Raw genomic sequence first — 22,606 nt, 5'->3', positions numbered from 1 at the left:
AATATCATTTTTTTAATATAATAGAGATATATTTAAATAGTTAGGAGTAAAATTGCAAAATTTAACACTCTCTTTATCAAAGTTATTTTATAAATTTAATAATAAGTGGAAAGATTTTTGATCACGTAAAGAACTTTGAAAAAAGGGGATTTTCACATTTTTCTTATTAATAATTTTTATAACTGGCACGACAATTACCGCACCATTTATCAAACTTTCAAATATTAACCAAATTAATGATAATTCATTTTTAAATACTTTAAATTTAATTGGTGGTGGAGGGCTGCGCCAATTTTCAATGTTCGCCCTAGGGATTAGTCCCTTTATTAATGCATCCTTAATTATGATGGTTTTACAATCAAAACTTGTACCACCAATTCATAAGATGAGTCAATCAGGACCACAAGGTAGACGTAAGATCAACATTATGACACGTTTTATCACTCTTGTGATAGCTTATCCACAAGCTGTATTTTTAACAAGATCATTATCATCAGGAAATTTACGCTCAAGTTTTATCCAAATTACCGGAACAGATATTTTTTCTGAAACTACTATTGTTTATTTCTTAGTGCCAATGATCTTAACTGCCGCTTCATTATTTGCTCTTTTTATTAGCGAGCAAATCACAAATAAAGGAATTGGTAATGGAACTTCTTTAATAATTTTTACAGGAATCGCTGCAAGATTACCATTCCAATTCCAATCTGCTTTTGTTTACTATATTGGTGATTTAAAAAGTCAAAATATTGTTGGAGATATCTTAAGCTTTATTTCATATGTTTTTACATATTTAGTTGTTCTTTTAATTATTGCTATTGTGTATGTAGCAGAAAGACATATTCCAATTCAACAAGTTGGGGCTGGAAGATCTAAAAATAAAAAAGAAATTGGTAAATTGCCAATTAAGCTAAATCCAGGTGGAATTATGCCTATTATTTTTGCAATGATGGTTTTATCATTTCCATCAATGATTGCAAACATCTTGCCGCAAACTAATGCCGCAAAGCAATGAATTGACCTTAACATGCAATTCACTTCACCAGTAGGTTTTGGACTTTTAGTTGGAATCGTATTTTTCTTCTCATTAATTATGGGAATTCAACAATCAAAAGTAGATAAAGTGGCTGAAGACTTTACTAAGAATTCTACTTATATCCCAGGCCTTAGACCCGGAGAAGATACACAAGACTATTTAATTGCAGTTGTCTTTAGATTAAGTGTTTTTTCATCATTTTACTTAGTAATTTTAGCAAGTATGCAATTTGTGCAAACAATGACCGGAATTTTACCACAAAGTATTGCCTTTGGTGGAACTAGTCTAATGATTTTAGTTTCAACAGCATTGGAAACAGTTGGTCAATTAAAAGCACGTAATAAATCAAATAAACTTTCGTTAGCTAAACACCAAACATATAAAAACTTAGAATTAGCTAATGATGATGAAAATAACATTAATAAAAATGAAGGACTTTTATGGTAAAAACAAATTTAATTTTTATGGGAGCTCCAGGTGCAGGAAAAGGTACAGTGGCCTCAATTCTTGCAAATCAAACAAATTTAGTACATTTATCAACTGGAAATATTTTTCGTAATGAAATAAAGAATCAAACGGAACTTGGCAAACAAGTTGAATATTATGTTAATTCTGGTGGTTATGTCCCAGATTCAGTCACTAATAACATTGTTTTAAACGCTATTAATAAATTTAAAGCAGAAGGTAAATACTTTATTTTAGATGGGTATCCTCGCACGAAAGAACAAGCTGAATTTCTAAATCGACAACAAGATTTTTCCTTTAAAATTATTAAATTAGATGTTCCAAATGAAGTCATTATCGAGCGTTTAAGTGGTCGCAGGTTGTGTAAAAAATGTGGGACAAGTTACCATATAAGTTTTAAACCACCTAAAGTTAGTGGACTTTGTGATCTAGATAATCAAGAATTAATTATTCGTGAAGATGACAAACCAGATAAAATTAATAATCGTTTAAAGATCTACGAAGAGCAAACAAAACCTTTATTAGATTTTTATCAAAATCAAGGTCATTTCATCAATATTTCAGCTACTTTAAGCCCGGACGAAGTTTCTCAAAAAGTATTAGAATTAATTTAATAATGTGGTAAAATAAAGATACTTTTAGTTAAGTATCTTTTTTCATATTCTACTTTTTGGAGGGCTATAATGGCAATAACAATTAAAAACGAACAGCAAATTAGAAAAATTACTAAAAGTTGTCAAATCTTGGCAGAAGTTAAACAAATTATTTGAGACTTTATAAGACCAGGGGTTTCTTTAAAAGACATTGATCAATTAGCTTTTAAAGAAATTATTAAAAGGGGAGCTAAACCAGCTTTCTTAGGTTTATATGGCTTTCCTGCAACAGCTTGTATATCTGTTAATCATGAATTGATCCATGGAATCCCATCAAATTATAAAGTTAAGGATGGAGACTTAGTTAGTGTTGACCTAGGTTGTCTATGAGAAGGTTATAATAGCGATAGTGCATTTACTAAACCAGTTGGTAATGTAACAGAAACTGATTTAAAACTAATTGAAGTAGCCAAAGGTGCTTTTGAAGCTGGCTTAAAAGCCATTAAAAAAGGTGCTCGGGTTGGCGATATTTCAGCAGCTATCGGTCAATATATTAAAAAGAACAATTTATATACACCAGAAGAATTTTCAGGCCATGGCATTGGTTTAGAATTACATGAAGATCCGTATGTACCTAATGATGGTAAAAAAAACACTGGGCCCTTACTTAAAGATGGCATGGTAATTTGTATTGAACCAATGATAACCCAAAGTAAAGGAATTAAGATTCTTTCAGATGGGTGAACTGTAGTTAGCATAGATGGCAAAAACACAGCGCACTATGAACATACAGTTTTAATTAAAGACGGCAATGGAATTGTTCTTACGAAAGGAATTTAATTTGGCAAAAGATGCAATAAAATTTAAAGCTACTGTTAAAGAGGCGCATACAACAGATTTATATACTGTTGAGCTGGAAGATAACGGGGCAATTATTAAAGCTCATATTTCAGGTAAAATGAGGGTACACCACATAAGAATTTTACCTGGTGATACTGTGGATGTAGAATTAAGCCCATATGATTTAACTCAGGGCAGAATTGTCTACCGTCACAAATAAATTAAGGAGTATAAATGAAAGTTAGAGCAAGTGTAAAAAGAATGTGCAAAGACTGTAAGATGATCAAAAGAAAAGGTGTAAACCGGGTAATTTGTGTGCAGCCTAAACACAAACAAAGACAAGGTTAAGAAGGGAGTATATTATGGCTAGAATTTTAAACGTCGAAATTCCAAATAATAAACGTATTGTTATCTCTTTAACATACATTTATGGTATTGGAAAATCATTAGCACAAGAAATTTGCAAAAAAGCAAACATTAATGAAAATTCAAGAGTTCATGATTTAACTGAAGAAGAATTATCAAGAATTCGTGAAGAAGCAAAAGCTTACTTAACCGAAGGTGATTTACGTAGAGAAACAACTTTAAATATTAAACGTTTAATGGAAATTAAGTGTTACCGTGGAATTAGACACCGTAAAGGGTTACCAGTACGTGGACAATCAACTCAAAAGAATGCTCGTACACGTAAAGGGCCTAGAAAAACTGTTGCAGGAAAGAAAGGTAAATAATAATGGCTCGTAAAACTAAGAAAAAAAATATAGTTAATGGTGTGGCACACATCCACTCATCAAACCAAAATACTATTGTTACATTTGCAGATGAAAAAGGTAATGTTATTGCTTGGAGTTCATCAGGAGCTATTGGTTACAAAGGAACTAAAAAGAAAACCCCTTATGCAGCAGGATTAGCAGCAGCAGCAGCAGCTGAAGCTGCTAAAGAACACGGTATGAAATCAGTTAGAGTTGAATTAAAAGGACTAGGAGCAGGCAAAGATGCTGCTAGAAAACAAATCGAAGTATCAGGGATTACAATTACTGAAATTAAAGATGTTACACCAATTCCGCATAACGGTACAAGACCACCAAAACGTATCTTAAAACGTGAACGTGCTCGTAAATAATTAATAACCATTTAAGGAATCAAATATGAAGAAATTTCAACCTTTATCATACAAAGAAAAATTTGAATATAAAGAATTAAATAGAAACGAAGTAACATTTACTTTATCGGGGTTAGAAAGAGGATTTGGTAATACTTTAGGTGTTGCTCTGCGTAGAGTAATTTTATCAAATATTACTAACTTGGCACCTTTCTGTGTTCGGATTGCTGGAGTTCAACACGAATTTAGCACTATTGATGGTGTTATTCAAGATGTTCCATCAATCATTATGAACCTGCGTAAGGTACGTTTTACTTATGACCCTGAATATGTTTCTGATGATGAAATTATAAAAGTTAGTTTACGTTCTTTAGAACCAGGTAAATTAACTGCACAATCAATTGAAATTAACCATCCTGGAATTAGAGTTGTTGATGAAAGTTTTTTTGTTGCTGAAACAAGCAAAGAAGCTGTTTTAAATATTGAAATGTATTTAAGAGTTGGTCGTGGCTTTATGTCATTTTCTGAAAACAAAAACTATATTCTTGATGCAGAAGTTAAAGATAAATTAGCAACTTTATCTGATATTAGTGTTCGAAATCAAGCAGAATTTATCGCAGTTGATTCAGACTTTTCACCAGTTTTAAAAGCATGATATTCTACTAGAGAACTAAACTCTTCTTCACCGAAAATTGAAGAAGAATTGCAATTCTCAGTCATTACAGATGGAACTATTAATGCTAAAGAAGTGATTGCTCAGGGTTCAAAAATCTTAATTGGAATGTTCCAAGTTATTGGTGATGTTGAAAATATGCAAGAAATTAAGATTTTTGATGAAGCAGTGAAAGAAGAAGCACAACCAGTTAGTGATGACTTAGATATTACACAATTAGGTTTATCAGTTCGTTCGCTGAATGCCCTTAAGAAAATTGGTAAAAGAAAAATAAGTCAAGTTGCTTTGTTAACTATTGAACAACTTGAAGGTACTAAGAATTTAGGTCGTAAATCAATTGACGAAATTGTAGAAAAACTTAGAGAACATGGTTATGAATTAGCACAAGGAGAGGAAGAAGAATAATATGGCAAATCCTACACAAATCTATTCACGTGATACAAAATGAAGAACTGGTGTAATGCGTTCACTTGTTAGTGAACTTTATGCAAACGGAACAATCATTACTACTTTAACAAGAGCTAAAGAAGTAAGAAGACATGCAGAAAAAATGATTCAAAAAGCAAAAAACCCTACATTAGCAAACCGTCGTATGGTTGCTGGATACTTACGTAAACTTACTGTAAATACCAAAGGTGAAGAAAAAGAACTTTTAAAATATTTATTTGACACTATTGCACCAAAATACAAAGATAGAAATGGTGGATACACCAGAATTATCAGATTACCTCGTCGTCAAGGTGATAGCACACGTATGGCAATTATCGAACTTGTTTAATTAATCTAACCTTTAATAATAATTTTATTGATCTTCATATTCAAGGCACTGCCTTGAATATTTTTTTATTAATTTTCGTAAATTAATATTATTGTTGAGGTTTTATTGCAACAAACTGGAGGAGAAATTTCACTTTCTTTGTATTAATAAGAAGCAGAAGCCAAGGATAATGAAATAAATAAAACTTTAGCAAAATATATTTAAATATTAGATAACAAGGATTTATAAATACGAAGTTTGCTACAAACATCAATAAATGTTGAAGCAAAATCTTTATCAGTTTCTTAAAACAAAAATATATTCATTAATAATGATTAAACTGGGAAATTTTTTCGGACGGTTTTACCTTCCCCAACCATACCATTTGGCTAAGCCAAACGGAATGCTTTGGGAAGGTTTTTTTTATCTTATTCTTTTATAATTATATCAGTTTATAAATTCTTTGATTTTTTGTGATAATTCAATAAAAGTAAGTCTTTTACAGGTTTGATGAAAATTTGGGAAAATTTCACTTTTAAGAATTGAAAAGAAATATTCAATTTCACGATTATCAAGACTATTACCAATTCTTGACATTGATATTTTACCTTTTAGTGATTTTATTTTCTTAGTATATTCAAGCGAAGAATAAGCAGATCCATGGTCAGAATGTAAAATAAAATTATTTTTGAATTTTGTATTGGTGATATTATTCAAAATTAGTTCAGTATCATTTCTAAGTGATAATTCATAGGTCACAAACTTAGTTTTATGATCAATAATTGCAGATAAATAAATATGATTCTGTTCAATATCTTTTGGTGCTGGTATATAGGTCACGTCTGTTGCATATATATTATTGTTGCTTGAATTATAATCTCTTTTTACTAAATCAGGTACTTTAACACTAGTATTTTTAGATTCTTTAGTTTTATGTTTTTGTCTAACAAATGTTTTCAAATTCAGTTTTTTCATATAATTTCCTAGGGTTCTAGGATTTATTTGAATATTATATTCTTGGAAAATATATTTAGCAAGTCTCCTTCGTCGATACCTTTCTTTATTTTCGACAAAACTTTGAAAAATTATTTCTTTGTGTTTAACCTTTAGTTCTTTAGTCTTGTTGTTATCTTTCAATTTCTCGTAATATGTAGATCTTGAAACACATATCATTTTAGATTTTTTAGTATGTGAAAGATTCTTGATTTTCTTTATCTTTGAGATATCTGCATCAATATTATTTTCATTAAAAATATTAATTGGAAATGTCACATGCAAGTTTTTCGCATGTGACATTGTTTTTGTCTGCCTTGTAATAAAATAGTTGTATTAATAATTTTTCAAAAAATAAAGGAGTAAACATGTACAGCAAAATTTAACATTTTAGTAACTTATAATGCCATTGCAAATTGCTTTGGCGTTTTTCAGTTTAAGTTTGATTGAATTCGATCGTTATTATACCAAACTACATATTCTTGTATCATATCATTAAGTTCATTGAACGTAATTTTGGAATAATCTAAATCATTTAATAATTCGGTTTTAATGATCCCAAACCAATATTCAATTTCTCGATTATCAAGTGAGTTTCCCACTCTTGATAACGAAATAACGCCACCAATATTTTGAACTTCTTTAATATATTGATGATGTGTATATTGAAAGCCATGATCTGAGTGAATGATAAAATTTTTGGGTTTGTATTGTTTTAATAAATTTAAATTGTCTAAAACTAGTTCTAGATTATTACTTCTTGATAATTTAAAACCAACAATTTGTTTAGTTTTATGAGACAAAATTGCAGACAAATAAACGTGTGATTCTAACACGTCTTTTGGTGCTTTTATATATGAAACATCAGTTGCATAAATATTTCGATTGTTTTGATCGTTATAATCACGATTTACGAAGTTATCAATTTGTGAAGATACATTTTTAATTTCTTTTCGTTTTGATTTTTGTCTTAGCTTACATTTTAGGCCTAAAAGGTTCATATATCTCCCTAAAGAACGTTCGTTTATATCTATTTTGTATTTTTGAGATATGTAAACACTTAGCTTTAGCCTTCCATATCTTGACTTTGTTTCTATGAACGATTTTTCAATTACATCACTATGTTTAGGGAGTTTTTGTGAAATTTTAATCTTATGAGTTTTAGAAATTGTTTCCAAAAAACATTTTTAATTTATTGTTGTTTTTTTATAACTTATGTTAAAATTAATAATGTAATAACCTGCAACTAACTTACAAAAAACACAATTAAAAAATATAAAAAAATATTTACGTTTTTTAAGAACTATTGTATAATTATAAAGCCTAAAAATAACGGAGAAGTAGCTCAGCTTGGTAGAGCACTACATTTGGGCTGTAGTGGTCGCAGGTTCAAATCCTGTCTTCTTCACCATTTATGGGGGGTTAGCTCATTTGGCTAGAGCGCCTGCCTTGCACGCAGGAGGTGGTGGGTTCGAATCCCATACTCTCCACCATATATGGCACTGTAGCTCAGTTGGTTAGAGCATCCGGTTCATACCCGGAAGGTCAAGAGTTCAACTCTCTTCGGTGCTACCATAAATATTAATTCAATTTTGGACCTATAGCTCAACGGTTAGAGCAACCGGCTCATAACCGGTCAGTTACAGGTTCGAATCCTGTTAGGTCCACCAAAAATAATGGGTGATTACCCAAGTCTGGCTGAAGGGACTAGTCTTGAAAACTAGCAGGGGCTTCACGGCCCGCGGGGGTTCAAATCCCTCATCACCCGCCACCATTATTTTATTTATATATCGCGGAGTGGAGCAGTTTGGTAGCTCGCCGGGCTCATAACCCGGAGGTCATAGGTTCGAGTCCTGTCTCCGCAACCATAAGGTCCAGTGGTAAAGTGGTTAATACGCCTCCCTGTCACGGAGGAGAACGCGGGTTCGATCCCCGTCTGGACCGCCATTTTTGGCCCTGTAGCTCAGTTGGTAGAGCAACAGATTGAAGCTCTGTGTGTCGCTGGTTCGATTCCTGCCGGGGCCACCAAAAAAAATCAAAATTTTCATTAGTATTTAAATATTTTTCTGCTATAATATTAATGAATTAATAATGCGGGTGTAGTTTAATGGCAGAACTTCAGCCTTCCAAGCTGACTATGAGGGTTCGATTCCCTTCACCCGCTCCATTTCATGTGTGACCATCTTTTTCAAGCCGTAATAACGGCTTGTTTTTATATTTTTTGCTTCTATAAAATAAATAAATGTGTAAAATAATAAGAATATTTGGAGGTTTTATGGGTATTTTTAGCAACTTAATTAAGAAAAAAAAGAAAGCAATAACTATCACAAAAGTATTCCCTATTTTTGAAGGTAAAATTAAATCTCTTGCAGATGTATCGCATTACAACTATGATTATCATAGTCTTGGTGAAGGTTTTGCAATTGAATTTAGCAATTCATTGCAATATATAATTATTAAAGCACCTATATCAGGAGTTTTAGATTTAATTTTTCCATCATTCAATTCCTATGTTTTAAAAACTAAGGAAGATGTTAAGGTAGTTGTTAGTTTAGGGATTGAATCTTTAAGCCTGCCGGAAGCTTTTGAAGCCTTAGTTGAAGAAGGTAAAGAAGTGCGCGAAGGTGATGCATTAGTTAAAGTGGACTTAAATAAATTGCGAGATAAAGGCATTAACACAGATGCAATTGTTTTAGTATTACCTGAAAGTAATGCAACTCAAGTTGAATATGACGATTTCATGGCAGGAGCAATTGTTGATCCCAAACAAGCAATTATAAGTATCTATAAATAATTTGGTTTAAGATTGTAGAATAACTACTTTTTTGAACTACATTTTTAATTTTTTGCCCAGACTGTTGGGGTTAATCATTTTTTTATTTTTTGATTTATATTATGATGCTTTTGTTACAAAAAAAAGATAACGAAAAAACAAAGAAAAAAAATTTTTTTCTTCTTTGGCAACTAAATTGGAAAATTTATATATTTTTTGATGTTTTTACTGTCTAAAAAATTAAGACATAATTATGCATATTGTTAAATTAACTATAAAATTTCAAAATGAAGCAAAAAGATTTTTAACCCCCCGCCCTTGATTGCAATCAAGGGGGCCTTACTTTTGAAAAAGTAAGCAAAACTTCCAGAAAACACGTGCCCGTGTTTTCTATTTTTATTATTTTCTTTTTTATTAAAAAATATTAAAATTAATATGCATCAATTTTTATTTCATCATTGATGCTTCTGTGTAATGTTCGAAGTATCTCTAAATACTCAGCCATAATCTTATTGGCTTCAAGGTTATTTCCTTGTGCATTCACAGAGACACTATTAAACTTTGAGATGTATAATTCAAGAGTTTTAAAAAATGAGTTTGTTTTCTTATGGATAAATGCTAGTTTTCCAACGGCAGGGATAGAATAATCTAAACCTTTCTCAAGAGCTCACATTTCTGTAAAGCTTAGATATTTTCCATTAGGTTCTTTGGCAAAGTATTTTTTTCCATTATATTTAAAATACAAATTATCATCAGAACAATGTACTAACACAACATCAGAATTATAAGGAAATATAATCCTTTTGTCATGCATATCGAAAGCTGCAAGGTTTTTACCTTGGTATCTAACAACACCATTTAAAACTTTTCTATTAATCTCTAAATCAACGGCTCAATTGCCGTTTTTCTTTCCTTCTTTTTGAAAGACATTATGTTTAGAAATTATTTTTTTATTCCTCGTGTTGTAATAATTTTGAAATACTTCGTTATTTTGCTTTAAATCATTAATATCTTTATATCCGTTTTCATGAATTAATAATGGGTATTGATCTAATGATGTTCTAAAAGATCTCTCAACGTGAGGTTTATGTTTGGGATTAGATGAACTGAGTACTTCTATTCCTTTTTTATTTAAATCTTTTTCAAAAATTGTTTGTGCGTTTTCGTTTCCCCAAAAAGTTCTTCTTTTATCAGTATAAATTTTCTTTGGAAATCCATATTTCTTAAATACTATTTCTAACAGTCTTTGATATCCTAATGTTGTTTCTTGTTCTTCAAATCATGCTGCTAATAATGTTCCAGTAGCAACATCAATTGCATGATAAAGATAGAATGGTTTATTATTTTTTAAATATGGTTCAAGCTGAGCATCGATTTCAACAATTTCACCAAATTCTAAATTTTTCTTTAGACCCAAAACTTGTCTTTGTTTTTCATTTTGTTTAATTTGTTTATAATATTTTTTTAATAGCAATGTTGTCTCTTGTGAAGTTTTCTTCTTTGATATTTTTGCTATTTTTCTTCCTCTTTTGGTTGTATGTATATTAAATAATCCTAATTGGTTGAATCTTCTTACCAAAGTTTTGTAAGAAATTTTTTGCCTTATAAAAGAACCATATTCTGAATAATAATAACTTTTAAACGAAAGTTGGTTATTTGTTAGAATGCTATTTAAAATAATTTCACATGTTTTTAAATAATCTTTAAACACTAATTCAATTTCTGAATCGGTAACTTTGCAACTTCTTTGTTGATTTTTATTTTTATGACTGATGTCAATTTCTTGATTACTTTTTATTATTTTTTTATATCTTTTTACAGTTGATACACTAAGGTTTGTAATTAAACTAAGTTGAGATAAAGATTTTTCAATATTAGCAGCAATTAATATGAGAGATTGCTGTTTTTTTAGTTCGTAGTTTGTTAAATTTTTGTACTTATCTATGTTATGTTTGATTCTCATAAATAATTTATACCATATTTTAATTAAATTAGTTCACTTTCCATGGGATTTATATATGGACCTAAATAGTTGTCATTGGACAAGCAATTATAAGTATCTATAAATAATTTGGTTTAAGATTAAAATCTGCTATAATTAAAATGCATCATTAGCTCAGTTGGTAGAGCAGCTGGCTCTTAACCAGCGGGTCGCAGGTTCAAGCCCTGTATGATGTACCATATCATATTATATGACCAAAATTAAAAAAACCATTTAAAAGGTTTATTTATGCACTATTAGCTCAGTTGGCAGAGCATTTGACTCGTAATCAAAAGGTCGCAGGTTCAAGCCCTGTATAGTGCACCAAAAATATTTTTTTGATATAAATTTTTCATATTAAAAATATAAATCCTATAATTTTCTAGCTGTAAAGCTAGTTTTTTTAATAAAAAAAGCTTAATACTAATTATTAAGCTTTTTAATTTTATTTAGCAATTTTTTTAGCTATAAATTCTTCAACATCTTTTGCTTCTTTTTCTTTACCAATATGTTTGAATAATTCAATATTATGAACTAAAAATTCAGAGATGTTTTGTGCTTCTTGTTCACTTGCATAAAATGCAATTTTGTCTTTGTATTTTTCTTTGGCTGCTTGTGAATCTAAAGTGAAGTTAGTAAGCATTTTTGATCTTAAGTAATTTATGGCTGTAGTTTTTTCAGCTGTTGCATTAATTTCATCATCAATAGCTTTTTCAGAAGTTTTTAGCAATGAAATATATTCGCGTTTTTTAATTCCGAATTGTTCAAGGTTTTTATTAAACTCATTTTTAAGTTTATTGATTTCTTGTTCATAAAAGATTTTGTTTAGTTTTATTTTAGATTGTTTATAAGCTTCAAAAGCTAATTCTTCAACATATTTAGTTAAGTTTTGAGATAAACCTTCAAGGTTTAATTTGAGTTCAGTAAGTTTTTGAAAGTCTTTTAAGTTTTTAACATTTTTATTACCAAGTTTTTCAAAAATACTATCATCAAGACCTAAAGTACTTTGTCTTAGGATTTTGTGAATTTTAACTTTAAATACAGCATCTTTTCCAGCATATTCTTTAACAAAATAAGTTTTAGGGAATTGGACATTTACTTCACCCTCATAACCTGCTTTTTTATTTAATAATTGTTCTTCAAAACCTTTAATAAATGAATTTGAACCTAATTCTAATTCATAGTGAGTTGCTTCACCACCTTCAAAGGCTACATCATCAATAAATCCTTTAAAATCTAAATCAACAGTATCTCGCAATTGTGTTTTAGCATTTTTATCTGTAACTTCAGTTTTTGATGTTAAATGGCTGGTAAAATGTGTAATATCATCTTTAACCATTTCTTTTGTTACTTTAGGTAATTCTAGTTTTGCAGCAACTTTCGCAAAGTTAACATCATCAAATGATGGAATTACTGGTAAATGCACTTCAAGATGTAATTCCTTTTCGTTTGATTCTTTACCAATACTTAATCCTAAAATATATTTAAGAACTTGTAATTTTTTATCACTTAAGTACTTAGTTAAATCTGTTCACTTTGAATTAACATATTCTCTAATAATTTGATCTTGCACTGCAAGCATATCAACTCTTTGTAATAATTTTTCCTTTGGTGCTTTCCCTGGTCTATAACCTGGAACTTTGATTGTTTTTACAGCAATATCTAGAGATTTTTGTAATTTTAAATCAAAATCTTTACGGTCTCAATTTAAGGTTACTAAAACTTCGTTTTTTTCTGCATTAAATTTATGTTTAAACATTGTTTCTCCATTTCTCCTTATTGTTTAAAATCTATAATATTATAAGTATATTTTTATATTTTACACTATTATTAATATTAATTAATAAACTTATTAATATTTTTCGGATTTAATTTACCAGATAAAATTCCAATAATTAATTTAAAGACTACAGTATCTAATTTATAAGCGCCTATTATTTCAACTAAAACAATGGCCGCTTCCTTACCCTCAATAGTTCCTTTAAATAATTTATTAGCTTCTAATAACCCATGCTCCGCAATGGCTTTTCCGTAAGAGAAATTACGGCTTTTTTGGGAGAAGCATGTAAGGATTGTATCGCCTATGGTTGAATAATTTAAGATTGCTTTATATTTCTTTTGCCTAGCAAGTGTTTTATAAATTTCGAGCATTTCCATTAATCCACTAGTTAAAAAAGCAGCATGTGTATTATGTGAGTCATTTAAGGCATGCAAAATTCCGCAACCTATCGCTAAAACATTCTTTAAAGAAGCAAATAATTCGGCAGCAAAATGATCTTCAAAAACTACTAATTTAAAATATTTATTATTAAACTGTTCGCTTAAATATTTAGCATAAGCAGGGCTAGGACTAATTACATTTACAATTGTGTTTGAGCCACTAAATAACTCAGGAGCAAATGAAGGTCCTAGAATTGTTGCAAAATTAGCTAAATTATCTTTTATTTTTTCCTGGATAAAACTTGAAAAAAACATTTTTGTAGTTTTTTCAAATCCCTTAGCTAAATTAATTAAATTAAACTTTTGTTTTGGTCTCAAATTTTGCAATTGTTCTAGCACGTTTGCAATCGCAAACGAAGGAACAGCTAAAACTAATGAATCACAATCATCAATCAATTCTTCTAGTGAATCAGTTGCTCGAATCAACTCAGGATACTTAAAAGTTTGATCTTTAAAATATTTTGTATTTAATCCTTGATTAATATCATTAATTTCATTATTATCAATACCATACATTAAGACAGGTATGCGATTGTTCACTAAAACATTTGCAATTGCTGAGCCATAGGCTCCTGTTCCAATAAAACCAAATTTATACTTTTTATTCATAATTAAATATTATATATTAAAGATTAATAAAACCCTTTTAATAAATGAAGGACAATATCATTTATTAAAAGGGTTATTATTGGCAGGAGTAGCAGGATTCGAACCCACAACACACGGGGTTGAAGCCCGTTGTTCTACCGTTGAACTATACTCCTATTTGTTGTCTAAAATATTATACCTTAAAAATAAAAAATAAAAAATAAATTTGTTTTTTTTAAAAAGTGTGTATAATTAATAAGCAAATCTGGGGGGATAGCAAAGCGGCCAAATGCGGGTGGCTGTAACCCACTTTCTTAGGATTCGGGGGTTCGAATCCCTCTCCCCCCACCATTATTGCCCCATAGCCAAGCGGTAAGGCATCGGGTTTTGGTTCCGACATGCGTTAGTTCGAATCTAACTGGGGCAGCCATATCATCGCTTAAAAGCGGTGTTTTTTTATATTTTTTTATAATTATATTATAATTAAAGTATATGAAAAGCCAAAAAGAACTTGAGAAGATAACCCCAATGGAACAAGATTTTGCCAGATGATACACAGATGTTGTCAAAAATGGTAATTTAATTGCTTATGGTCCAACTAAGGGTTCATTAATTTTCAAACCTAATTCATATGGGATTTGAGAATTAATTCAAGAAAACTTAAATAAATTATTTAAAAAGAAAGGAATTCAAAACGTATATTTACCGCTTTTAATACCTGAAAGTTTGTTCAATTTAGAAAAAGAACATATTGCTGGTTTTAATCCTGAGTTAGCAACAGTTACACATGTTGGCGAAAAAGAACTTAGTGAAAAATTATTTATCAGACCAACTTCAGAAGTATTATTTGCCGATTTATTTAAAAACTCAATTAAATCGTATAATGATTTGCCATTGGTATATAACCAATGGGCAAACGTTGTGCGGTGAGAAAAAACCACTAACCCATTTTTGCGTTCGCGTGAATTCTTATGACAAGAAGGGCATTCTTGTCATTCAGAAGCAATGGAAGCTAGAATTTTAGTTCGTGAAATGATTAAGTTATATGCTAAATTCTTAAAAAAATATTTAGCTATTCCAACTATTTTAGGTAAAAAAACTCATAAAGAGAAGTTTGCTGGCGCTTTAAGTACTTACACCATTGAAGCAATGATGAAAGATGGGAAGGCATTGCAATCTGGAACTAGCCATTATTTAGCTCAAAATTTTGCAAAAGCTTATAAAATTAGTTTTAAAAATAAAGAAAACCAAGAAAACTTTGTTTATCAAACTTCGTGAGGAATGACTACTCGTTTAATTGGTGCATTGATTATGACTCATGGCGATAATCGAGGAATTATTATTCCACCACGGGTTGCTCCTGTGCAAGTAGATGTTTTAGAATTATTTGCGGCTAAAGATCCAAAAGTATCTGAAGTTGCAAAGAAACTAAGTATAGATTTAGGAAGATTGTATAGAGTTAACTTAGATTCTTCAAATAAAAATCCAGGCTTTAAAGCATCTAATAGTGAAATTCAAGGTGTCCCATTACGTGTTGAAATTGGTCCAAGGGACCTTAAACAAAATAAAGTGCAATTAATCAGAAGAGATACTTTACAAAAAGAATTAGTTGACCTTGCAGATGTTAAGAAGCGTGTTGGTGTTTTATTAGAAGAGATTCAAGAAAATTTATATCTTGAAGCCAAAAAACGTTTGGAGGATAAAACCAAACATGTTGATAATTATGAAGACTTCAAAAAAGAAATTGCTGCTCAAAACTTTGTAGTTGCACCATTTTGTTGTTCTGATACAGTTGAAGAACTGATTAAAGAAGAAACTGGAGCTAGTGCTCGTTGTATTTTGTTAAAAAAACAAGTTATGGAGAAGAAAAGTCTCAAAAATTGTATTAATCCTGAGTGTGACAAAGCAACCCGTAGATACGTTGTTTTTGCTAAATCATACTAATTTTTAAAAATTCCCCGGGAAAAACTGGCCATTTTTCCTTTTTCAGTTTTTTTGGCAAGATTTATTTAAAATATTAATAGAAAAATGTAAAGAGGTAAACAATGCTCGACAAGAATATTTTAGATGCAAAAAAACTTATGATGAAAGAAATGGAAGACAAGGATTTTTACGCACAAATGTGTAAATTACTTAGAGAATTATTCGCAACATACTTAGAATACAAAGATTTAATCAAGAAACAACTTATCAGAACAAAACTCGAATTAAGATTTTTTCCAAATGATAAAAATATCGAAGAAGGTTTAGGTTATTTGGAGGAAAAATTAAAGAATAAGGAAGATTTTATTCAATTAATACTATCTTATATGAGTGCTGAATCAGCTTGATTATTAAAAAATTGTTATTTAAATAATGAAACCAAAGATATGACCGAATGATATTTAAAACATTTCTCAAAAACCACCTTTTATAAAAAGAAAAAAACTGCAGTTTTAGAATTTGCGAGTTATTATCTTGTATTACTATAACTACAGTTATGAGCAACGCGAGAATTCAAGTAGCTCAGATGAGAATTTTGTTTTAGGTGATAATTTTACTTCAACTATCTTTTGGAATGATCGTGATGTTAAAAACAAGCACGAGTGAGAAGTAAACTTTGAACTTGAAGTTTCTTATAGTCCTGGATTAAAGGCGCCACACGTCTTTTTTGAACCTAAGAATTTAGATACTAATAAATTAATTAAAGGCTACACACTTCGTATCAACTCTAAAGAAGTTGGTCGTTTTGTTACAAACAAAAAGGCATTAATTGACTTTAACAATACTGTAAAAGAATTCACTAAAGAGGCAGAAAACTTAAAAAACCTTGAAATTGCTTTTTTGAATGATGAACTTAAAGAAGTTGGACAATATATCATTCTTTATGATAAAGTGAACAAAAATAGTGATAAAAGAGTATTAACTAGTAATAAAACTCAAAAGATCAAAAAACCTTTTGCCTATGTTTATTTTTTAAACAATGGCAAATTAACTATTCAACGTAAATATTTTCATATTATTTTTCTTTGAAATGATATTGTAAAAAATACTAAGATTACTCAAATTGGATCGATGGTATATTATTCTGATCCTTTGCGTAAAGAAATTAAGGAATTATTTCCGAAAAGTGATGATATTCAACTGTTGGTTGAAAATCCTTATTTTAGAATGCCTAACGTAATTGAAAAAGATCCAAATATTGCTATTTCAACAAAAGCACAAGTTGATGATGATTCAGTTTGAACCGTTACTTTCCATATTGATGATTATCTTGCTCCTGATTATATTAATGGAACAATTGTGAAAAGTTCATCAAGCATAAATGCTAAAAAAGTTTTAGAAATACCTGAAAAAGTTACACCTAGATATGAATATGTACTTAGTTTTCATTTATTTAATGATTTAGTTAGTGTCTACAATAATGGTGAAAAAAATCCTGAAGATCAACCTAAGCCAGATAAAAGCCGATATTTAGAAATTGTGGAATCTGAACGGGTACTTGAAAGAGAATATTCATATAAAATAACTTTGGAAGAAATTAATAATATGCATTTTAATCGATCGACTGAATGAACTATTGAAGATTATCAAATTAGGAAACGTCGCAATGAGTAAACTAGGCTCAAAAGCTAAGATTTTATTATTTGTATCAGGAGCCATCTTGGTGGGATCTTTAGGTTATGTTATTATTACTACTCAAAGGAAATCTAATGATGAAACACCAAAAGAGCCACGTTTAGAAGAAAAAGAACCTGGTAATGATCCTATTAATCCACCAAAAGCAAAGCGGTCAATTTTTCCGCAAATTTTACAAAAAGAAATTGAGTATACGAAAAAATATGACCAAAGCGGAAATGTAATTTTAGATCAAGCATTTGCTTCAAGACTATTTAGACATATTTTATATCGTGTTGACTCTTTCAAAGGTGAAATTTTGTTTGACTATACAATTAACCAGAGTAAAAAAACTATAACACTTTATTTTAAATTAATGGATGGACAAACCTTAGTTGAATCAAAAAGTTATGAAATCCCGTTTTAGAGTATAATTAGCATATGAATACAAGAGACAAAATTATTGCAAAATTTGAATCTTTGACTAAAAAGAAAGTTAGTGAACATGATTTTATTAAAGATTTAAAAATAGATTCTCTAGATTTAGCAGAAGTTATTATTGAAGCAGAAGAAGAATTTAATATTTCAATTAGCGATCTAGAATTATTATCTTTAACTACAATTAAGAGTGTAATTGATTTAATTCAAGAAAAACTTAATTAGTTTTAGTAATATAAATTTAAAGTTGGCAATAGGAAATGCCGACTTTTTATATATCCAAAAATAATTTATATTTTGCTTTAATGTTTTTAAACTAGGGTGTGGTATAATTTTAAGGTAAATATATATATATATATATATATCTGAGTATGCTTATATATTTACACAATTTCAAATATCGAATTTTAATTACGAAAGGAAAAAGAAATGTCAATCACAGGACTTTTTAAATCAAAGTCAGCTAAAGCTAGTGATAATTCTAAAAAAGGTAATTTACGCCAAATTTTATCTAAAATTTCTGGTGCATTTATGTTACCTATTTCAGTTATGTCAATTGCTGGATTGTTCCTTGGTGTTGGTGCTGCTATCGCAAGTAACAGTACAGCAGAAGGTGCTAAGAAATTTGGCGAATTTATCCAAACTTTAGGTGACCCAGTGTTTGCCGCATTACCAGTTTTATTTGCTATTGCTTTTGTTATAGCCTTTACTGATGAAGCCGGTGTTGCGGTCTTTGCAACGATTATTGGTTACTTAATATTCGTTGCTGTTCAACAAGTATTTATTACTGAATCTCAGACTCCAGACAAACAACCTCAAGTTGTTATCTTGTTTGAGGGAGCTGGGCGTAGTAAAAGTGAACTTGTTAAAATCGTAGGTAAAACATTAGGATTTACCTCACTGCAAACCTCTGTTTTTGGTGGTATTGCAGTTGGAATGATTGTACAATATTTATACAATAAATTCCACACAATTCAATTACCTCAAATTATTTCATTCTTTGGAGGAAAGAGATTTGTTGCATTAGTAACTATTCCTGCAATGGCTTTACTTGCAATTGTATTCTTAATTTTTTGACCATGAGTGGGTATTATTCTTAACAAATTAGGTGCCGCATTAGGCAGAACTCCATATGGATTTGATTCCCTAATTTTTGGGTACATCGAAAGATCATTAATTCCATTTGGATTACACCACGTATTCTACTCTCCATTATGATATACATCAGTTGGGGGAGATGCTGGTGCAACTATTGAATCTGGTCTTAAAGATGCTGGAACTGTAGTTGTTGCTGGTGAAAATACAGCTGCTATTTTAAAGGATTATAACTTAGATAAAGCAGCATTCCAAGGTGACTCAACAGCTGCCTTAAAACTTCTTAAATACGGAAACTTTATTGACTATACCGCTGATGGTAAAAAGTTTGCAATTCCATTGTTTACATTCTTACAAAATAATGGAATGAAAATTGGTAGATTTGCCGATGGTAAATTCTCAGGAATGATGTTTGGACTACCAGCTGCTGCAGCTGCTATGGTGTGAGCCGCTCCAAAAGAAAACCGTAAAGTAGCAATTGGTACTGTGTTCCCTGCTGCACTTACTTCATTTGTAACAGGTGTTACAGAACCAATTGAATTCACATTCTTATTCTTATCACCATTATTATTCTGAGGATTCCACGCTGTTATGATGGCTATTTCATTCTGATTAGCTAACTTACTTGGTGTGCATATTCCAATGGCATTTAGTGGTGGAGCATTAGATATGTTATTATATGGAATTGTTCCAGTTCAAAAAGGAACAAACTTCTGATGACCACTTCTTGTTGGTATTGCTTATGTACCAATTTACTTCTTTGGATTCTTATTTATTATCAAATGACAAAACCTTGAAACCCCAGGTCGTGGAAAAACAGTAAGATTATTTACTAAAAAAGACTACCTAAACAAAAAAGATGGTAAAACTGCGGAAAAAACTGAAGATAAAACAACAGTAGATCCACAAGTTGCTGCTATTGTTGAAGGTTATGGTGGAGTAGATAATATTGTTGCATTTAACAACTGTGCTTCAAGATTAAGATATGATATTAAAGATTTATCTAAAGTGTCAGAAGAAAAACTAAAAGCTGCTGGAGCAGTTGCTATTAAAGTCGAAGGTGCAAACCACGTACAAGCAATTATGGGTCCAGTTGCTGAACAATTAAACGCAAAAATTAAATCACAAATTTCACTACTTAGATCTCAATCTCCAGCACCAGTTGTTGAAGAAAAAACTGAAGATCGATGTAATGAAATAAAATTATATAGTCCTTCAAAAGGTAAATTAGTTGATATTAGCGCAGTTCAAGACGGAGTATTCTCTGACAAACTACTAGGAGATGGATTTGCTATCCAAGTTGGTGAAACAGGTAAAGTTGATGTTTATGCACCAATTGATGGTAAAATTACTGTAGCCTACCCAACTAAACATGCCTTTGGCATCGTGTCAACATGTGGAGCATTATCATTACTAATTCATATTGGTGTTGATACTGTTAAACTGGATGGACTTGGATTTACATCACACGTTGAGGTAGACCAAGTTGTATCAAAAGGTGATAAAATTTCTACTGTTGATTTAGATGTTTTAAAAGCTAATGGTATTGCTAAAACTGATGTTATTGTTGTTGCCCTTTCTGAAAGCGCAAAAACTACAGTTGTTTTAGAAAACGCTGGATCTTCAGTTGAACAAGCTACCTTAGTTGGAAAAGTACTATAAAATTTAAATACTACCTAAATATATAAAAACATACCATATTGGTATGTTTTTCATTTATGTTATAATATTAATATTATGACATATTTTCAACAAGCTACTAGATCAAGTAACCCTAATCCTTTTTATAGTGGCGAACGTAGTTTAAAAATTGATTCAACAGTTGCAATTTTACTAGCTGTTTCATTTATTATTTTTGCAATTATTTGCTTTGCAATGCATAATTATACCCGTCGCAAGATAAAAGAGTATAAAGAAAAACAATTACATGAATATAAGTTAAATAATCCTAGCCGTAAAAATGTAACTTACGAAAATGCCCGCTTATATTTACCTGCCTGGCAAAGAGCTAAATATAATGCCCATATTTTTCTCGCAGTTATTTTTATTGTTGGAGCAATTGCTTTTTTAAGTGGAAGTACTCTAACAACTTTATAAAATTTATCTTTTTTTGGATTTTTTAACACTATTTTGTTTTTAATAAAATTTAAATTAAAAGATAGACTTAGAATTATCAAAATTTATAAATAACCAATTAATGATTAATTCCAGATTATAACCAGCTGAAAAAATATTAAATGAAAAAATATCTTGATAAATACATTAAAAGAGGTATTAAGTGAAGAACATCATGACAAAAAATTTAGTTAATAGTAATGATACTATCATTTAGAGATTTAGTATTTTCTTTTTTGTAAATTTAAAACTGCAAGAAATTTGTTTTTCATTTATATTAATTTAATGAATATAAAATATTTATGTTAAAAATGTCTTGAGAATTTAACTTCTTAAATTATTTTAAATATAATAAAAAGGATATTTATGCAAATAAAAACTAAACTTAAAAGATTATTTTACTCTTTCAGTGTTCCTGCCCTAGCTTTGGCTACACTATCTGCGGTATCTTGTTCTAATACAACAAGTGAACCCTACTTTTCAGAATCAAAAACAGATGGGGGTCAAAGAGTGGTTAGATTTCATTATCCAAATAGTGCACCTGATTATGAAAATGCCTTATGATCTTCAGTTTTCTATGACGAAATTGAAAAAAGTGCTCTTTTTGATGATGCTTTTAAAAACGAACATGCAGAAATTATAAAAAAGTATAATGATGCTTACAATGAATATCATAAACCAACAACGTATTATGATGAAAAAGATAGCGATGCAAAGTATGCAAAATTAAGAGATGCTCAAAAAGAGGTTATTGATAAATGGCAATTAAAAAATATAAAAATCAATAAAAGTAATATATTTAGTTTAATAAACTCACAAGATGAGTTATCTTCTGATAAATATATTGACATTAAAGATATTTTTAAAAACATTGATTTTAGCAAATCTTCAATCTTAGTTATAAACGGGCTGAACTATGTAACAAACACCTCAAATTCAGTTGTAAAGGATTCTGGATATTGAATTAAAAAAATTGACATTACCAATAATTTGATTAATCTCCAATATAAATGGGTAGAAATTAGAGAAAAAGGTTCAAGAAGTGCTGCAGAAGATCAAGTTTTAAGTGGTACATCAACGGTACATTACATAGTTATAGATAAACTTTCAGATATTAAAAATTACGATTTTTCATTTACCAAAACTTAACATTACAATAATTCATTTAAAAAAGGTTAGCAAGACAATGTTAACCTTTTTTCATTATGATAATTTACCTTTTTATCAGTAATTTGTAGATTTATATAATTGTTCTAAGGTTATTAAGGCGTACGAAATTGAAGCAATAAAATGTTAGATTTATATGTGTTAAGATAGTAATATTTATTTTTCGTAAAGTA

23 protein-coding genes and 14 tRNA genes are annotated in these 22,606 nt (G+C 29.9%); 31 read left to right on the top strand and 6 right to left on the bottom strand.

Features of this window, described 5'->3' with window-relative positions:
* Positions 1 to 52 precede the first annotated feature (52 nt).
* From secY to rplQ, 9 genes are all read left to right on the top strand, one after another.
* Positions 53 to 1,483 carry a preprotein translocase subunit SecY gene (gene secY, locus AC0B4K_RS03880; protein ID WP_465101888.1) on the top strand — a complete coding sequence of 477 codons (1,431 nt, stop codon included), beginning with the start codon at positions 53 to 55 and terminating at the stop codon, positions 1,481 to 1,483.
* Positions 1,477 to 2,115 (top strand): adenylate kinase family protein, encoded by a 639-nt coding sequence (locus tag AC0B4K_RS03875; protein WP_465103869.1) that lies wholly within the window; start codon positions 1,477 to 1,479, stop codon positions 2,113 to 2,115. The genes secY and AC0B4K_RS03875 overlap by 7 nt, the downstream gene beginning before the upstream one ends.
* A gap of 69 nt (positions 2,116 to 2,184) precedes the next feature.
* The gene (gene map, locus AC0B4K_RS03870) at positions 2,185 to 2,934 is read left to right on the top strand and encodes a type I methionyl aminopeptidase (protein WP_465103868.1); all 750 of its coding nucleotides are present in this window, start codon (positions 2,185 to 2,187) and stop codon (positions 2,932 to 2,934) included.
* 1 nt (position 2,935) lies between these two features.
* On the top strand, positions 2,936 to 3,154 hold the full coding sequence (gene infA, locus AC0B4K_RS03865) for a translation initiation factor IF-1 (RefSeq protein WP_465101212.1): 219 nt from the start codon (positions 2,936 to 2,938) through the stop codon (positions 3,152 to 3,154).
* 14 nt (positions 3,155 to 3,168) lie between these two features.
* Positions 3,169 to 3,282 carry a 50S ribosomal protein L36 gene (gene rpmJ / locus AC0B4K_RS03860; RefSeq protein WP_004794374.1) on the top strand — a complete coding sequence of 38 codons (114 nt, stop codon included), beginning with the start codon at positions 3,169 to 3,171 and terminating at the stop codon, positions 3,280 to 3,282.
* A 14-nt stretch (positions 3,283 to 3,296) separates the two neighbouring features.
* Complete coding sequence (gene rpsM, locus AC0B4K_RS03855; protein ID WP_465101213.1) at positions 3,297 to 3,665, top strand: 30S ribosomal protein S13; 369 nt, start codon at positions 3,297 to 3,299, stop codon at positions 3,663 to 3,665.
* A 2-nt stretch (positions 3,666 to 3,667) separates the two neighbouring features.
* Positions 3,668 to 4,057, top strand: a complete 390-nt coding sequence (gene rpsK / locus AC0B4K_RS03850; protein ID WP_465103867.1) for a 30S ribosomal protein S11 — start codon at positions 3,668 to 3,670, stop codon at positions 4,055 to 4,057.
* A gap of 25 nt (positions 4,058 to 4,082) precedes the next feature.
* Entirely contained in the window at positions 4,083 to 5,114 is a 1,032-nt protein-coding gene (locus AC0B4K_RS03845) for a DNA-directed RNA polymerase subunit alpha (RefSeq protein ID WP_465103866.1), read from the top strand.
* A 1-nt stretch (position 5,115) separates the two neighbouring features.
* Positions 5,116 to 5,487, top strand: a complete 372-nt coding sequence (gene rplQ, locus AC0B4K_RS03840; protein WP_465101216.1) for a 50S ribosomal protein L17 — start codon at positions 5,116 to 5,118, stop codon at positions 5,485 to 5,487.
* Positions 5,488 to 5,889: 402 nt separating this feature from the next.
* On the opposite strand, the gene AC0B4K_RS03835 is transcribed toward rplQ, so the two are convergent.
* Both AC0B4K_RS03835 and AC0B4K_RS03830 read right to left on the bottom strand, forming a co-directional pair.
* Positions 5,890 to 6,762, bottom strand: coding sequence for a DDE-type integrase/transposase/recombinase (locus AC0B4K_RS03835; protein ID WP_465103865.1), 873 nt, complete (start codon positions 6,760 to 6,762; stop codon positions 5,890 to 5,892).
* A 95-nt stretch (positions 6,763 to 6,857) separates the two neighbouring features.
* The gene (locus AC0B4K_RS03830) at positions 6,858 to 7,637 is read right to left on the bottom strand and encodes a transposase (protein ID WP_465103864.1); all 780 of its coding nucleotides are present in this window, start codon (positions 7,635 to 7,637) and stop codon (positions 6,858 to 6,860) included.
* 156 nt (positions 7,638 to 7,793) lie between these two features.
* Between AC0B4K_RS03830 and AC0B4K_RS03825 the strand changes: the two genes are divergently transcribed.
* The 10 genes from AC0B4K_RS03825 (at position 7,794) to AC0B4K_RS03780 (ending at position 9,253) form a co-directional block, all read left to right on the top strand.
* A tRNA-Pro gene (locus AC0B4K_RS03825) sits at positions 7,794 to 7,870 on the top strand.
* A 5-nt stretch (positions 7,871 to 7,875) separates the two neighbouring features.
* Positions 7,876 to 7,952: transfer RNA gene (locus AC0B4K_RS03820), tRNA-Ala, on the top strand.
* Positions 7,953 to 7,957: 5 nt separating this feature from the next.
* Positions 7,958 to 8,034 (top strand) — tRNA-Met (locus AC0B4K_RS03815).
* 19 nt (positions 8,035 to 8,053) lie between these two features.
* A tRNA-Ile gene (locus AC0B4K_RS03810) sits at positions 8,054 to 8,129 on the top strand.
* Between the two features lie 8 nt (positions 8,130 to 8,137).
* Positions 8,138 to 8,230: transfer RNA gene (locus AC0B4K_RS03805), tRNA-Ser, on the top strand.
* A gap of 20 nt (positions 8,231 to 8,250) precedes the next feature.
* Positions 8,251 to 8,327 (top strand) — tRNA-Met (locus AC0B4K_RS03800).
* Positions 8,328 to 8,330: 3 nt separating this feature from the next.
* Positions 8,331 to 8,406: transfer RNA gene (locus AC0B4K_RS03795), tRNA-Asp, on the top strand.
* Between the two features lie 5 nt (positions 8,407 to 8,411).
* Positions 8,412 to 8,487: transfer RNA gene (locus AC0B4K_RS03790), tRNA-Phe, on the top strand.
* A 65-nt stretch (positions 8,488 to 8,552) separates the two neighbouring features.
* Positions 8,553 to 8,626: transfer RNA gene (locus tag AC0B4K_RS03785), tRNA-Gly, on the top strand.
* A 108-nt stretch (positions 8,627 to 8,734) separates the two neighbouring features.
* A complete protein-coding gene (locus AC0B4K_RS03780; protein ID WP_465103863.1) occupies positions 8,735 to 9,253 on the top strand; it encodes a PTS glucose transporter subunit IIA in 519 nt (172 codons plus the stop codon).
* Between the two features lie 409 nt (positions 9,254 to 9,662).
* Here AC0B4K_RS03780 and AC0B4K_RS03775 read toward each other — a convergent pair whose 3' ends face one another.
* A complete protein-coding gene (locus tag AC0B4K_RS03775) occupies positions 9,663 to 11,195 on the bottom strand; it encodes a transposase family protein (RefSeq protein ID WP_465103318.1) in 1,533 nt (510 codons plus the stop codon).
* Between the two features lie 142 nt (positions 11,196 to 11,337).
* Between AC0B4K_RS03775 and AC0B4K_RS03770 the strand changes: the two genes are divergently transcribed.
* Positions 11,338 to 11,413: transfer RNA gene (locus AC0B4K_RS03770), tRNA-Lys, on the top strand.
* Positions 11,414 to 11,464: 51 nt separating this feature from the next.
* Positions 11,465 to 11,540 (top strand) — tRNA-Thr (locus AC0B4K_RS03765).
* A 118-nt stretch (positions 11,541 to 11,658) separates the two neighbouring features.
* Here AC0B4K_RS03765 and tig read toward each other — a convergent pair.
* From tig to AC0B4K_RS03750, 3 genes are all read right to left on the bottom strand, one after another.
* Complete coding sequence (gene tig, locus AC0B4K_RS03760; protein WP_465103862.1) at positions 11,659 to 12,972, bottom strand: trigger factor; 1,314 nt, start codon at positions 12,970 to 12,972, stop codon at positions 11,659 to 11,661.
* 77 nt (positions 12,973 to 13,049) lie between these two features.
* Positions 13,050 to 14,042, bottom strand: a complete 993-nt coding sequence (locus AC0B4K_RS03755) for an NAD(P)H-dependent glycerol-3-phosphate dehydrogenase (protein WP_465103861.1) — start codon at positions 14,040 to 14,042, stop codon at positions 13,050 to 13,052.
* Between the two features lie 80 nt (positions 14,043 to 14,122).
* Positions 14,123 to 14,197: transfer RNA gene (locus tag AC0B4K_RS03750), tRNA-Trp, on the bottom strand.
* A 91-nt stretch (positions 14,198 to 14,288) separates the two neighbouring features.
* On the opposite strand from AC0B4K_RS03750, the gene AC0B4K_RS03745 reads away from it, so the two are divergent.
* The 10 genes from AC0B4K_RS03745 to AC0B4K_RS03700 all read left to right on the top strand — a co-directional run bounded on the left by AC0B4K_RS03745 (position 14,289) and on the right by AC0B4K_RS03700 (position 22,415).
* Positions 14,289 to 14,372, top strand: a tRNA-Tyr gene (locus AC0B4K_RS03745).
* A 4-nt stretch (positions 14,373 to 14,376) separates the two neighbouring features.
* A tRNA-Gln gene (locus AC0B4K_RS03740) sits at positions 14,377 to 14,451 on the top strand.
* 62 nt (positions 14,452 to 14,513) lie between these two features.
* Positions 14,514 to 15,965, top strand: coding sequence for a proline--tRNA ligase (proS, locus tag AC0B4K_RS03735; RefSeq protein WP_465103860.1), 1,452 nt, complete (start codon positions 14,514 to 14,516; stop codon positions 15,963 to 15,965).
* Between the two features lie 101 nt (positions 15,966 to 16,066).
* Positions 16,067 to 16,492, top strand: a complete 426-nt coding sequence (locus AC0B4K_RS03730) for an MG284/MPN403 family protein (protein WP_465101198.1) — start codon at positions 16,067 to 16,069, stop codon at positions 16,490 to 16,492.
* Entirely contained in the window at positions 16,464 to 17,618 is a 1,155-nt protein-coding gene (locus tag AC0B4K_RS03725; RefSeq protein ID WP_465103859.1) for a hypothetical protein, read from the top strand. The genes AC0B4K_RS03730 and AC0B4K_RS03725 overlap by 29 nt, the downstream gene beginning before the upstream one ends.
* The gene (locus AC0B4K_RS03720; protein ID WP_465103858.1) at positions 17,611 to 18,045 is read left to right on the top strand and encodes an MHO_1590 family protein; all 435 of its coding nucleotides are present in this window, start codon (positions 17,611 to 17,613) and stop codon (positions 18,043 to 18,045) included. The genes AC0B4K_RS03725 and AC0B4K_RS03720 overlap by 8 nt, the downstream gene beginning before the upstream one ends.
* A 14-nt stretch (positions 18,046 to 18,059) precedes the next feature.
* A complete protein-coding gene (locus AC0B4K_RS03715; protein ID WP_465102547.1) occupies positions 18,060 to 18,281 on the top strand; it encodes a phosphopantetheine-binding protein in 222 nt (73 codons plus the stop codon).
* 204 nt (positions 18,282 to 18,485) lie between these two features.
* Positions 18,486 to 20,813: a PTS sugar transporter subunit IIABC gene (locus tag AC0B4K_RS03710; protein WP_465103857.1), complete on the top strand. Its 2,328-nt coding sequence runs from the start codon at positions 18,486 to 18,488 to the stop codon at positions 20,811 to 20,813.
* Between the two features lie 75 nt (positions 20,814 to 20,888).
* Positions 20,889 to 21,248 (top strand): hypothetical protein, encoded by a 360-nt coding sequence (locus AC0B4K_RS03705; RefSeq protein ID WP_465103856.1) that lies wholly within the window; start codon positions 20,889 to 20,891, stop codon positions 21,246 to 21,248.
* Positions 21,249 to 21,632: 384 nt separating this feature from the next.
* Positions 21,633 to 22,415 carry a hypothetical protein gene (locus AC0B4K_RS03700; RefSeq protein ID WP_465103855.1) on the top strand — a complete coding sequence of 261 codons (783 nt, stop codon included), beginning with the start codon at positions 21,633 to 21,635 and terminating at the stop codon, positions 22,413 to 22,415.
* The last annotated feature ends 191 nt before the right edge of the window (positions 22,416 to 22,606 follow it).

The organism is Mycoplasma sp. 11548 (assembly GCF_055523555.1).
Note: the sequence above shows the minus strand (reverse complement) of the source record. Positions and strands in the feature narration are given on the sequence as shown.